At 46.2% G+C, this 13,772-nt stretch carries 12 protein-coding genes; all 12 read right to left on the reverse strand.

The annotated features are described in order from the left end of the window. Nucleotides 1-12 precede the first annotated feature (12 nt). The 12 genes from CLOSA_RS12395 to mraZ all read right to left on the reverse strand — a co-directional run bounded on the left by CLOSA_RS12395 (nt 13) and on the right by mraZ (nt 13,654). Nucleotides 13-339, reverse strand: coding sequence for a helix-turn-helix domain-containing protein (locus CLOSA_RS12395; protein WP_041709166.1), 327 nt, complete (start codon nt 337-339; stop codon nt 13-15). A gap of 137 nt (nt 340-476) precedes the next feature. Continuing rightward, nucleotides 477-1,802 (reverse strand): cell division protein FtsZ, encoded by a 1,326-nt coding sequence (gene ftsZ, locus CLOSA_RS12400; RefSeq protein ID WP_013273112.1) that lies wholly within the window; start codon nt 1,800-1,802, stop codon nt 477-479. A 118-nt stretch (nt 1,803-1,920) separates the two neighbouring features. After that, on the reverse strand, nt 1,921-2,649 hold the full coding sequence (locus CLOSA_RS12405; RefSeq protein ID WP_013273113.1) for a cell division protein FtsQ/DivIB: 729 nt from the start codon (nt 2,647-2,649) through the stop codon (nt 1,921-1,923). Beyond that, complete coding sequence (gene murA / locus CLOSA_RS12410) at nt 2,646-3,896, reverse strand: UDP-N-acetylglucosamine 1-carboxyvinyltransferase (protein ID WP_013273114.1); 1,251 nt, start codon at nt 3,894-3,896, stop codon at nt 2,646-2,648. Before murA ends, CLOSA_RS12405 begins: the two co-directional genes overlap by 4 nt. 68 nt (nt 3,897-3,964) lie before the next feature. Further along, on the reverse strand, nt 3,965-5,116 hold the full coding sequence (locus tag CLOSA_RS12415; protein WP_013273115.1) for an FtsW/RodA/SpoVE family cell cycle protein: 1,152 nt from the start codon (nt 5,114-5,116) through the stop codon (nt 3,965-3,967). A gap of 244 nt (nt 5,117-5,360) precedes the next feature. After that, a complete protein-coding gene (gene murD, locus CLOSA_RS12420; protein WP_013273116.1) occupies nt 5,361-6,707 on the reverse strand; it encodes a UDP-N-acetylmuramoyl-L-alanine--D-glutamate ligase in 1,347 nt (448 codons plus the stop codon). Between the two features lie 12 nt (nt 6,708-6,719). Next, nucleotides 6,720-7,688 carry a phospho-N-acetylmuramoyl-pentapeptide-transferase gene (gene mraY / locus CLOSA_RS12425; RefSeq protein WP_013273117.1) on the reverse strand — a complete coding sequence of 323 codons (969 nt, stop codon included), beginning with the start codon at nt 7,686-7,688 and terminating at the stop codon, nt 6,720-6,722. 75 nt (nt 7,689-7,763) lie between these two features. Further along, nucleotides 7,764-9,524 (reverse strand): peptidoglycan D,D-transpeptidase FtsI family protein, encoded by a 1,761-nt coding sequence (locus CLOSA_RS12430; RefSeq protein ID WP_013273118.1) that lies wholly within the window; start codon nt 9,522-9,524, stop codon nt 7,764-7,766. Nucleotides 9,525-9,597: 73 nt separating this feature from the next. Further along, complete coding sequence (locus tag CLOSA_RS12435; RefSeq protein ID WP_049791659.1) at nt 9,598-11,817, reverse strand: peptidoglycan D,D-transpeptidase FtsI family protein; 2,220 nt, start codon at nt 11,815-11,817, stop codon at nt 9,598-9,600. Then, nucleotides 11,795-12,277: an FtsB/FtsL family cell division protein gene (locus CLOSA_RS12440; RefSeq protein WP_013273120.1), complete on the reverse strand. Its 483-nt coding sequence runs from the start codon at nt 12,275-12,277 to the stop codon at nt 11,795-11,797. The genes CLOSA_RS12435 and CLOSA_RS12440 overlap by 23 nt, the downstream gene beginning before the upstream one ends. 16 nt (nt 12,278-12,293) lie before the next feature. Continuing rightward, the gene (gene rsmH, locus CLOSA_RS12445) at nt 12,294-13,232 is read right to left on the reverse strand and encodes a 16S rRNA (cytosine(1402)-N(4))-methyltransferase RsmH (protein WP_013273121.1); all 939 of its coding nucleotides are present in this window, start codon (nt 13,230-13,232) and stop codon (nt 12,294-12,296) included. Then, complete coding sequence (gene mraZ / locus CLOSA_RS12450; protein ID WP_013273122.1) at nt 13,229-13,654, reverse strand: division/cell wall cluster transcriptional repressor MraZ; 426 nt, start codon at nt 13,652-13,654, stop codon at nt 13,229-13,231. The genes rsmH and mraZ overlap by 4 nt, the downstream gene beginning before the upstream one ends. Between the last annotated feature and the right edge of the window lie 118 nt (nt 13,655-13,772).

Here is a 13,772-nt window from a genome sequence, read left to right on the forward strand (position 1 = left end):
AAATCCTCCCTTCTATCCCAGAACCAGATGAGCTACGGCAATCTCGTCATCCTCCCTGAAGCCCTGGGCACAAACCTGTATATCGTAAACATAGTTTTCAGAAAGGCCGGTTGAGGAAGCAATCTGGCCAATGCTCTTTCCTTCCTGAGCCAAAGCCAGCACCTGACGGACATCTGAAATTGTCTTCATTAATAATTCATCCGGTTGTCCGGGAACCTTAAGTTCATGCCCCGGCCCGTCTGATTCAGTGATAAAATCTTCCAAAGACAGGTTTTTTTCATCCTCTCTGCTGTTATAATAATCCTCCGAAATTTCCCAATCCAATTCTTTCTCTGACATAGTGCCGCTCCTTTCCTCATCACTGCCCGTGATCATCGGGCGCCCTCCCCACATAACCGGGTGTACCGGTATCCCCGCAGGGCGTTTCAAAAACAGACAGGTTCATCGGAACCTGCCTGATTATGTAGCATCATGATTTATCTTTTATTTCTTAAAAAATCCGGAATATTGATCTGAACTTCCTTATTCACCGTTGGACGATAAGGTTGTCCGCCTCCCTGAGGAGTGCCCTGATTATTGCTTTGTCCCTGATAATTCGGCTTTGTATAGTTTCCGGATCCGTAATTCTGATTCCCATAATTCTGGTTATTAAAGCTGCTGTTGTTGTTAGGATAATTCTGATTGGAATAGTTGGCATTGCCATAGTTAGGATTATAATTCTGGTTATATCCAGGAGTTGCTGCTGTGGCGGCTGCTTCCTGATTCACGGCCTGTGTCTGAGCTGCTGCTTTTGGCTGTTTATAGTTAGGATTGGAAAAATTCGTCATAACCTTGGATACCGGAGTCTCTGACTGTAAGTCCAGTCCGGTAGCAATTACGGTAATACTGGCTTCATCATGAGCGTTTTCATCATACATCGCTCCAAAGATGATGTTTGCCTCATCTCCTGCCATTTCCTGAACGTAGCTGGCTGCCTCATTGGCTTCCACCAGGCTGATATCACCGGAAATGTTTATGATGACATGAGATGCACCCTCAATGGTGGTCTCAAGCAACGGACTGGATACCGCCTGTTTCACGGCTTCCAATGCTTTTTCATCCCCCTTTGCCCTGCCGATACCGATGTGGGCAATGCCCTTGTCTGTCATGACTGTCTGCACATCTGCAAAGTCAAGGTTAATAAGTCCGGGCACATTGATCAGATCCGTAATTCCCTGAACGGCCTGTTGAAGAACCTCATCCGCTTTTTTTAAGGCATCCGGCATAGTAGTACGCCTGTCCACGATTTCCAGAAGACGGTCATTGGGGATAACAATTAAGGTATCCACGCTCTCTTTCAAGCGTTCAATTCCATTATTAGCATTGCTCATACGGGTCCTTGCTTCAAAGCGGAAAGGCTTTGTCACAACGCCTACGGTAAGAATTCCCATATCTTTGGCAATTTTGGCCACAACAGGGGCCGCTCCGGTACCGGTTCCGCCTCCCATTCCGCAGGTTACAAACACCATATCCGCACCCTTCATGGCCTGGGCCAGCTCGTCCGCATTCTCCTCAGCTGCCTTTTCTCCGATCTCGGGCTTGGCACCTGCACCAAGACCTTTGGTCAGCTTCTCTCCGATCTGCATGGCTGTAGGAGCCTTGCAAAACTGCAGGGCCTGCTTGTCCGTATTGATTCCAAGAAATTCCACACCAGCTATATTCTCATCAATCATGCGGTTAACCGCATTGTTTCCGGCACCACCTACTCCGATAACCAGAATTCTTGCGGCATTGTCCGCCTCATTTATCTTAATCTCTAACAAGATTATATCCTCCTTTAACCATAAACAGCTTACTATATAAACCTAATTAATATAATATTTGATTTTCACAAAAATATCAACCATTTTTTAAACAAAATTCCAAGCAAATTATGTAAATTCATTTATCCTTCACAAACCGATAAGAAGTGACGGTTTCCGCCTCGTCATATGTGTCCAGATAAAGGGTTCCAGACAATCCGCCCAAAACAGGAAGCTGGTCCTTCAGTTCAGAAATTTTTCCGTTCATCTGGTCATTGCTTCCAAGAAAAACCCGGATATCTCCCATGAAAAGAGTAGCATCTCCCCGGGAATCATACCGGATCTGGTCAACAGGGATTTCTTTGGTGGATAAAAGCTGGGTAAGAGTCAGGATTTCACTGAAAATCTTTCCTTTCTCCACAGGAAGGGGCTGGTGCAGGGCAATATGCCCGAACTGCAGCCCAGTAACCCATGGGATCCCGTCCAGCTTTCCGCTGGAACTTTCCACAACGATGCCATCCTTATCAAAATACATGTAGCTGCCCATATAGGAGACATAGCCTACCACAGATTTTTCATAAACGATCACTTCTACCGTTACCGGGCTTTGGAATACGATTTTATAATCTTCCACAAAGGGGATCTGTTCATGTCTCTGAAAGCGGTCCTTGTAGAGACAAAAAACCGCATTCCTGTCCCAGCCATCCTTGAATATCATATCTATAATCTGCTCTGATGTGTACTTTTTATTGCCGGTCACCGAAATATTCCTGATCTGCAGCGACAAAAAAATGACAGTTCCCAGAAAAATCACGGCAGCGATTATACCAAATTTAACTCTTCTTCTGCTTTTTCTCAAATCTTTCATTCCAACCCTCTGATTGCTGCACCTAGACTGCTTAAATCACGGCATATGTCTTCATATCCCCGTTCAATGTGATGACACTCATGGATCTCGGTCACGCCCTCACTTGCAAGGCCCGCAACCACAAGGGCCGCGCCTCCCCGCAGATCCGTGGCAATTACCCGGTTTCCCTTTAAAGGATAAAGCCCGCGTATGACAGCCCGTTTTTCTTCTATTATAATATCTGCTCCAAGCTTTCGCAACTCTTTTGCCGTCCCAAACCGTCCCTCAAAAATAGTCTCCTTCAGTCTTCCCATGCCTTTTGAGGAGGCCATCACTGCCATTAGCTGGGACTGGAGATCCGTGGGGAATCCGGGATAGGGCTCTGTCATAACATCCATGCAGTCCGGGCGGCCTCTCATGGATACTTCCAGCTGACTTTCGTACCATTTTATCTCCGCACCCATTTTTTCAGCAAGATAAAGGGCAGCCGTTAAATGCCCGGGCCTGATTCCCTGGATCACGATATTTCCTTCTGCAGCCATAACCGCCATTAAATAAGTTCCTGCTACAATCCGGTCTCCGGCAACAGTGAATTCAGAATCCCAGAGTGCTTTCACACCTGTGACCGCCAGTCTGGAAGTACCGGTTCCATGTATTTTGGCACCCATATTGTTTAGAAATTCACATAGAGTGATGATTTCCGGTTCCTTTGCTGCTCCATGGATAACAGTCACTCCCTGGGCATATACGGCAGCCATCAAGGCATTTTCCGTAGCTCCCACACTGGGAAAGGGAAAATAAATATCGGCGCCCATCAAACGATTTGCGGACGCCACAAGCTTATCACCCTTTTCCTCAATTACGGCCCCGAGTTTCCGAAAGGCAGACAAGTGTAAGTCAATGGGACGCTCCCCTATGGAACACCCTCCAGGAAAACTGGTAACCGCATTTCCGGTCCTTCCTAGCAGCGGACCGGACAGCATGATGGAAGAGCGCATGCTTTTTATATATTCCTCCGGAATCTCCGCCTGTGTCACAGTCGATGCATCAATGGTCAAGGAATGACCGTCAAAGGTGCATATGCAGCCAATATGCTCAAGTATCCCCAGCATACAGAACACATCCTGTATCCTGGGGACGTTATGAATCACTGTTGTACCTTTATGGAGAACCGCTGCTGCCATCATCGGCAGTACAGCATTTTTGGAACCCTGAATTTTTATCTCACCTTTTAAGGATCGTAACCCCTGGACCTGTATGACTGACAATCCGGTACCTCCCATGGCTTCTTATATACTATCCTATGTAAAAAGTGAGAGAATGGTTTCACATCCCATTATTTTTCCAGCTTTATCTGGTTGGAAACGCTTAAGACTATGCCCATCTCCATCATGAGGAAAAGGACTGAAGTTCCTCCATAGCTGATAAAGGGAAGTGTAATTCCGGTATTTGGTATGGTATTAGTCACAACCGCAATGTTTAAGATGACCTGTATGGCAATGTGGCCCATGACACCTACAACCAGCAAAGCTCCGAACAGATCCGGCGCATTATCCGCAATGAGCATAAACCGGTAAATCATAAAAAGGAAAATCAGAATCACGGAAACCGCTCCAAAAAGTCCCAGCTCCTCACAGATGATGGAAAATATCATGTCGTTTTGTGCTTCCGGCACAAACCCCATCTTCTGTATGCTTTCCCCAAGTCCTCTTCCCACCAGACCGCCGGAACCTATGGCATACAGTCCCTGAAGCACCTGATACCCCCCAGTGGAGGGATAAGCCTCCGGTTCCAGCCATACCAGAATACGGCCTAACTGGTAATCATGGAGGATATTCATCTTTTCCAGAACAGTTGCCATTGGCCCGGCAAAAGCCAGCAAGCCTACGCCTGCAACACCGCAGGCAAAAAACGGCCATTTCTTTTTGCAGGCTACAAACAGCATAACAAAAGCGATTCCAACAATAATGATTCCGGAACTTAAGTTGTTAGCCGCTACAATCCCCGCAATAGGAAGGGTAGTCACGATTACCAGGATGACACCGTTTCTCGTATTAATATTTCTTCCCATCTGAACGATCAGAACCGCCAGCATGACAATAAGGGCAATCTTTACAAATTCCGTAGGCTGGAAAGATAAGCTTCCTACTCCCAGCCACCTTCTTTTTCCGTTAACCTTACGTCCTACCAGAGATACCGTAATCATAAGAACATAAGAAAGTACGTAGGCAAATACGGCGAACCTGGCGTACCAGTGGTAATCCATTTTGGATATTACGATCATAATGACAAAACCTGCCAGCGCGATCTTGGCCTGCCTCATCATGAAATATGCGGCATCATTGAATTTAAGCTGGGCAGCGTAAGAACTGGCACTGTAAATCATGACCAGGCCAAAAACAGACAGAAATATTACAGTAAATAAGAGACTGTAATCATAAAAACGGCGCGGTTTATTCTTTTTCTTCACTGGCCTCTTTTCTGCCATATCATTCCTCCTCGCCTGCTGCTATTTCATTCATGACATGTTCCATGGCATATTTAATCCGGTGGATTTATGCCGCCATGGCATTTATTGTCCGGCGGATATCACCCGGCATTGACATTCACAATTTAACGAAAAAAGCACCCAAAAATTATGAATGACGGGCATTCGCCCTATAGAAACATCTGTAAGTTTGATACTTTGTGAGCAAGCTCCCACGCATAATCGACGGCATGGCTCATCGCTTTTACATGTTCCGGACACACTCCTTGAAGATTTCGCCACGTTCTTCATAGCACTTAAACATTCCCCAGCTGGCACAGGCCGGGGACAGAAGCACGTGATCCCCTCTGTTGGCGTAAGAGGCGCAGACCTTTACCGCTTCCTGCATATCCTCTGCATACATTACATTAGTAAAACCATGCCTGGCTGCGCACTCAGCGATTTTTTCCCTGGTCTGCCCCAGTAGCACCATGTACTTTACCTTACCGTCAAAGGATTCTATCCATTCGTCATACTGAGAGTTCTTGTCATAGCCGCCGGCAATGAGCAGAGTAGGCCCCGGCATGGCTTTGATTGCCTGGATGGCTGCATCAGGATTGGTTCCCTTGGAATCGTTGAAATATTTTACCCCGGCTTTTTCAGCAACAAATTCAATCCGGTGCTCCACCGCCTTGAATTCACGGACCACCTTCCTGATTACATCCATGGGAACTCCCATTTGGGCTGAAATAGCGGCGGCAGCCATAATGTTTTCATGGTTATGGCGGCCCAGGAGCTGGATCTCATGAATATTGGCAATCTCCGTCTTTTCTCCGTTATGGTTCCAGATGATCCTGTCCCCTTCCATGCAGTAACCCTCCTCCAAAAACTGGCGGCTGCTGAAGTAGACGGCCTTAGGCGTTAAGGCGGCACCAAATTCCCGTAATACCGGATCATCAAAATTTAAAATACAGGAGTCCTGAGGTCTTTGGTTTGATGTAATCCGTTCCTTTACTTCTATGTAACATTCCATGGTTTTATGACGGTCTAAGTGGTCAGGTGTTATGTTTAAGATGGCGCTTACATCCGGCCGGAAGTCTGTAATGGTCTCAAGCTGGAAGCTGCTGATCTCGGCAACCGTCACGGAATCACCGCCAGTCTTTAAGGCTTCCTCCGTATAGGGAACTCCAATATTGCCCACTACAAATACCTGGTCATAATGTGCCTTCATAATTTCTCCCGTAAGGGCCGTAGTGGTTGTCTTACCATTGGTTCCGGTGATTGCTGCCAGTTTTCCTTTTGCATGGTGGTAAGCCAGCTGGATCTCACTCCAGACCGGAATATCCGCTTCTTTTAAGACAGAGACAAACGGCGCATCCATGGAAATACCGGGGCTAATAACACACAAGCTAACATCGGTAAGATCCTCCTTCTTAAGCTCCCCCAATAAAACGGAAACACTCTCCTCTTCTCCCAACCGTCCAAGCAGCTCTTCCTTATGAAGGGCGGCATTGCTGTCGTAAAGAATCACTTCACCGCCTGTTTTAAGGATCAGCCTGGAAGCGGCAATTCCGCTTTTTCCGCTGCCGGCAACTAATATTTTCTGATTCATATGGTTTCTCTCCTATAATCCAAGGTATGCAAGCATGCAAAGAACCGCTGTCACAATGGCAAAAACAGCAACCACCCGGGTTTCTGACCAACCGCTAAGCTCAAAGTGGTGATGGATAGGTGCCATCTTAAAAATCCTTTTTCCGCCTGTTCTCTTAAAATATGTCACCTGAATGATGACAGATAATACTTCGATCAAATAAATGAAACCGATAATGGCGATGAAAACAGGGATCTGCATCATAAACGCACTGGAGGCAACAAAGCCTCCCAGTCCAAGAGAACCGGTATCTCCCATGAACACTCTGGCAGGATACACATTAAACAGCAGAAAACCCAGAAGACTTCCCACCACTGCACCGGTAATGGGACTGATGCCCGTATTTTCCCCAATTGACACTACGGTCAGGAACGTAGCTACCAGAATGGTAACGCTGGTACAAAGTCCATCCAGGCCATCCGTGAAATTTACCCCGTTATCAGTCCCTATAACAATAAAAAATACCGCCGGCACAAAGAATATGCCTAAATTCAGATACAGCCCTTTTTCAAAGCCTCCGGTAAAGGGGATCAGCATTTCGGTCCCCACATCCTTTGAATGAAGCAGATAATAGGCAAAAATGCCTGTGATGATTAACTGACCTGCCATCTTTTGAACTGGCGTAAGCCCCTCTGACCGCTTCATTACGATCTTGATGTAATCATCAAGGAATCCTACGATACCAAATCCTACGGTCACAAAAAGCACTGGAATGATCTTGGGATACTGCCTCACATAAAACAGCGACGTAATGATGATGCTGGTCAATATGATAAGCCCTCCCATAGTTGGAGTTCCCTGCTTTTTCAAATGGCTTTCGGGCCCTTCCTTGCGGACCTCCTGACCAAATTTCAGCCTGTGAAGAAATGGTATTACAATGGGACACAGCATGGCGCTGATGGCAAATGCTATGATGATTGCCAGAATCGTTTCGTTAATCATGTCACACCTCAATATTTTATGTATTTGTATTTCAAAAGTACACAGTAAGTAGTATACGTCTTTTTGCTTGAATAATCAACCATAGATTCGAAACGCCGAAACAGTTTTTTCCTCCGTTGGCTGGATTCCCAGGTATGGAAGAATATTCTTAAAAATATCTGCAATGACCGGTGCAGCAATGGTTCCGCCGTAATAAATCCCCTGAGGCTCATCGATGGTAATGAGGGCTATCACCTGGGGATTATCTGCCGGAGCAAAGCCTATAAAAGACGAAATGTACTTTTTCAGACTTCTTGGAAGTTTTTCAGAGGTAGCTGTTTTTCCGCCCACCCGGTAGCCGTTGACCTGCGCCCTTTTTCCGCTTCCCTCCGCCACGACCTGTTCCAGAATATAACGCATGGTTTCGCTGGTTTGCGGGGAAAGGATCCCCTCTTTTACAGGATAAGTGAAGGTATTGACCGAAGATCCGTCTGTGCTCACTGATTTCACTCCAAAATGAGGAGTGACACGGTTCCCTCCATTAATTATGGCAGAGGCAGTGGTGATCAGCTGCATGGGAGTGATCTGGAATGACTGGCCAAAGGAAACGGTTGCCAGTTCCACAAGCCCCATATCTTCTTTTTTGTGCATAATGGTCGATGCTTCCCCGGGAAGGTCGATCCCGGTTTTTCCCTTTAAGCCAAACTGTTCAAAATATTTATAGTAATTATCCACGCCAAGCCGCTGTCCTACATCGATCAAAACAGGGTTGCAGGAATTCATCATGCCCTGAAGAAAGGTTTCCGAGCCATGGCCTCCTACCTTATGACATCTGATTTTACGATCTTCTACCACCCGGAAGCCGGGGCATGAAAAATTGTCGTCAAGCTTCACCGCACCTGCTTCCAGCCCTGCGGCCGCAGTAACGATCTTAAAAGTAGAGCCCGGTTCATAGGTGTCGTTAATGCATGGATTTCTCCACATCTTGTTAAGGAGATCCTGTTTTTCTTTGTCAGATGCAGGAACTCCTGCATCCATAGTTAGCGTAAACGGATCATTTAAATTAAATTCAGGTGCATTTACCATTGCCATTATTTCCCCGTTCTGTGGATTCATGACAATGATCGACACTCTTTTTGCACCCTTTTTCTCCATCACCTGATATGCTGCCTGCTCACAATACCGCTGGATATTCACATCCAGGCTGATATATAAGTCCTGTCCTGCCACAGGCTCGATTCTGTCCTCTGCCGCATTTTCAATCTCAATTCCCGCTGCATCGGACATGGTCAGAATTTTTCCGTTAAGGCCTTTTAAGTATTGTTCGTATTTTACTTCCAGACCGATGATTCCCTGGTTATCCCCTCCTGTAAAACCGAGTACCGTAGAAGCCAGGGTATCATAAGGATAATAACGCTTATAATCCTCATCCACCTTTACGCCTTCTAAATGATAGCTGCGGATCTGATCTCCCAGAGCCTTGTCTACATTCGTCTTAATAATTTCCCTGGAACTGTATTTTTCTACCTTTTTCCGAACTTCATCCTCCTGAAGGCCCAGCTCTCTGGAAAGGACCGCGACAACTTCATCCGCCTTTCTGATCTGGTTGTGTATGACCGATATGGTACATACCGTCCGGTTAGTGGCAATGACCATCCCATTGGCATCAATGATATTTCCTCTGGCGGCTTTTATGGTCCTTTCCCGTTCATGAAGGTCTAATGCCATGGCACCGTAATGCTCAGAACGAAAAATCATTAGAAAAATAAGCCGCCCCATAAGTCCTGTCATGGCAAGAAATAACAGGAAAAACAGGATGGCTATTTTCTCTCTGTGATGTGTCTTATTCGAACTCATCCACTGCTCCATCACCATTATTTCTACAGTATATGAATTTCCGGAGTTTTTATGAGTTCTAAAAAAAAGTTCCTTACTGACCCGGGGTCTCATCTGAAGGAAGTGAAGCCGGCAGATCGGAGCCGTCATCTCCTGCCTCTCTGTTGACATACTCTTCCGATGGATTTAAATACTCATCCGGGACCGGCTGCCCATCTTCCAAGGTAGGAACCGCTCCAGTGGTTTCTTCTGTTCCAGATTCCCCTGAGGCGGTTTCTTCCTGGGAAGCCCCTTCTGTTTCGCTGGTGATACCTTCCTGACCTGGAAGCTTTGCCGCCTCATCCGGCAGCGGTGAAGATTCCACATCGGTATCCGGAAACACATTTAAATAAGGAAGAATCTCAGTCATAATCTTCTGAAAAATCTCGCTGGCATAGGTGCTGTGAGGCTGATCCTCCACATGGGGTTCATCAACCACAACGTAAACCAGAACCTGCGGATTATCCGCCGGGGCGTAGCCGCAGAAGGACACCACGTAATTGGTCTTGTCACGGGGAATCTTCTCCGCTGTACCGGTTTTTCCGGCAATTTTATATCCTGTCACCTTTGCGGCTCCTCCGGTTCCTCCTGCCGCATTAACAGTCTTAAACAGCGATTCATTGATGAACTTTGTGGTGGATTCCGATACGGTTTCCCTGACCAGGACTGGTTCTGCCTTTTTTATCACAGAACCCTGCTCGTTTAAGATTTGCTTCACCACATGAGGTTCATAGTAGGAACCGCCGTTGATCACAGAGCAATAGGCCGCAGCCATCTGGATCATGGTACAGCTGAAGTTCTGTCCAAAGGAATTGGTCGCCAGATCCGTAGGTCCTGCCGTATTCTGGGTGTAAACCAGAGTCTTGTTGTCCGCTTCTCCAGGCAGGTCAATTCCTGTCTTGGAACCGAATCCAAAAATCTGCTGGTACTTATAGAACTTCTCTTTTCCCATCTGCTGGGCAATACGCATCATGACCACATTACAGGATTTCATCAATCCCTCCTGAACGGTAATAAGGCCATGGCCAAACCTGCTGACGCAGTTGATCTTATGTCCTCCGACTTCCAGGAACTTATTGCATTCGTAGGTTTCATTTCCGGTAATGGCCCCTTCTTCCATGGCGGCGGAGACGGTAAATATCTTTTCTGTTGATCCCGGTTCAAATCCATCGCTGATGCAGAAATTGCGCCAGGTCTGGTTCCATGCCACCTGAGTCCCCAGTGACATAATTTCTTCGTTGGTATAATGTTGTGTAACGCTTGCTTCCGTTAAAGGCTGGGCGTCCTTATTCTTTCTCTTGTAATCGTCCATCGCCTCCTTGATCCCAAGCTGGCGGAGCACATCATCGGTATACTCCGGCCTTAAGGTTCTGGGATTGTTTAAATCAAAAGCCTTATCGTTTGCCATCGCCAGGACTTCGCCGTTATTGGGGTCCATAACGATTACGCCCACCCGCTTGCTTCCTGTATTCTGTTCCCATTGGGAAATATATTTTTCAATGATCTTCTGAATATTTACATCCATGGTGGAAACCACATTGTTGCCGTTAGAGGCTGGTTTAATGACTCTTTCTAAGTTAGAATCGTCATTTAAGTACCCATATTCCCTTCCGTTGGTTCCCATAAGAGTCGTATTATAATACTGCTCGATTCCTCCTGACCCATCCATGCCGTCGCCGTTTGCAAAACCAATGATGTTGCAGCCCATAGAATTATAGGGATACACCCGTTTGTATTCATCCTCAAACCAGATCCCCTTAATGGCCTTCCCACCCTTTTTCAGAGTCTCCGCCTGCTCAGCCTTGTACTTTTCATACTTTTCCTTATCGTCATATGTCAGCTGCTTTGCATAGCGTACATACTGTTTATCCTTCTTCTCCTGGATCAGATTCATGATTTCTGTCCGGTCATAGCCAAAGCATTCTGTCAGAGCTGACAAAGTCGGCTCCAGAAAAGCCTCCTGATCTGACATGATCTGCTTGGGATCCAGGATTAAATTGTATACTTTTTCACTGGTAGCCAGGTAGGTTCCATTCCGGTCCATGATGTCCCCGCGCCGAAAGGGAATGGTACGGCTGTCGTATTCCTGCTGGGACAGCACGATCTGGTTATAATCTTCCTTTTTATTCGTCATCAGATTATACAGGGTCAAAACTAATGCAAACAAAGCCAGCGTAATTACCAGAACAGTAATCGCCAGCTTTTCCTGCATATAACGGGGAAATACCTTACTCTTTTTATTCCTGTTTTTATTAGTGCTTCGGGATATCCTCATTCTGTCTTACATACTCACTTTCCGTCTTATCATAGTGAAGGATCTGGTCTTTGTTCGCATAGACCATACCAAGTTCCTCAGTAGCTACTTTGTATATATGGTCTAAATCGACGGAAGTGTTGATGTTCATTTCCAGTGCATCATTTTCAGTTTTCAAATGTTCCAGTTTTGCTTCTAAAAGCTCAACGCCATGGATATTGGCTGTAATAGAGGACTGCAAATGCAGATAATTCACGCACAGGCAGAGGGTGCAGACTGCAGCAATGGTCAGCATGACCACATAAGGCAAGTCCATCTGCAAGGCTTTTTCACGGTTTCTTCTGACCTGATGGTTTACCGGCGGACGACGGTTTTCATCTGGTGTATGGACCGGCAATGGAACCGGCATGGCTTTACGAACAGTATTTCCCTGTACGTAAGAGGAATTCCCATAGGAACGCACATTCTTTCTTGCAGCCACTCTCTCTTCCTCCCTTTTATATTCGTTCAAACACCCGAAGTTTTGAACTCTTTGAACGTTTGTTTTCTTCTATCTCTTCTTCTGATGGTACAATGGGCTTTCTTGTAATCACTTTGCCCTTACTCTTCCTTCCGCAGACGCAGACAGGAAAATCAGACGGACAAATGCACGGATTCTCGTTGGTCCTAAATCTTGTTTTCACCATCCTGTCTTCCAGGGAATGAAACGTGATAATGGACAGCCGCCCTCCCGGATTTAACAGATCAATCATGGTATCAAGTGATTTGTTTAAAACCTCCAGTTCCTTATTCAGTTCGATTCTTATGGCCTGAAATGTTCGTTTAGAGGGGTGTCCTCCCACTGCCCTTACCCTCGCAGGTATGGCCTCTTTGATGATTTCCGTCAGTTCTCCGGTTGTCTCAATGGGCTTTCCCTGTCTGGCCCTTACAATATGTTTTGCAATATTCTTTGCAAACTTATCCTCACCATAATCCCGTATGATCCGGTATAAGTCAAATTCACTGTAGGAATTGATGATATCGGCTGCCGTCTGCTCATTCCTCTGGTCCATCCGCATGTCCAAAGGCGCATCATCTTCCCTGTAGGTAAATCCTCTTTCCGGCTTATCAAGCTGGTAAGAGGATACCCCAAGGTCTAAGTAAATTCCGTCCACCTTTTCAATTCCCAAATCCTTTAGTACTGTCTGTATATTTTCGTAATTGCTTCTTACGACTGTTACCTTATCTTCATAATCCTTCAGCCGTTCTGCGGCTGCCTTAATGGCATCCCCATCCTGATCAATTCCGATTAATCTTCCGTATGTTCCCAGGCGCTTACACACTTCCAAAGCATGTCCGCCTCCTCCCAGCGTTCCGTCCACATAAATTCCGTCCGGCTTTACATTCAGGCTGTCAATGGTCTCATAAAGCAGCACTGACTTGTGTTCAAACATCATATACCAAGTCCTTCCATAGCTTCCGCGATTTCTTCCATATCTTCATAGGTATTGGCTGCGATCCATGCATCCTTGCTCCAGATTTCAATTCGGCTTCCCACTCCCACGAGAACCGCGTCCTTGTCAATACCCGCATGCTCCCTTAATACTGCCGGAAGAAGAATCCTTCCCTGCTTGTCCACCTCACAGGTGGTTGCTCCGGCCAGAAAGAATCTGGAAAACTTTCTGGCATTGGTGTTGGTCAGGGGCAGGCTTTTCAGCTTATTTTCCAGGGCAGTCCACTCATTGTTATCATACACAAATAAACAGCCATCTAGTCCCTTCGTTACAACGAATTCGTCTCCTAGCTGCTCTCTGAACTTCGATGGGACGATGAGACGCCCCTTTGCATCGACTGTATGATTGTATTCTCCCATGAACATACCAATCACCTGCTTGTACATTGGTAGGGTTTTGGACCACTATCCCACCATTTTCTACCACTTTGCACCACTTTCCTCCACTTATGGTTTAATTCTAGTACATTTGCCGGGAAATAGC

The organism is [Clostridium] saccharolyticum WM1 (assembly GCF_000144625.1).
GTDB classification, from domain to species: Bacteria; Bacillota; Clostridia; order Lachnospirales; family Lachnospiraceae; genus Lacrimispora; species Lacrimispora saccharolytica.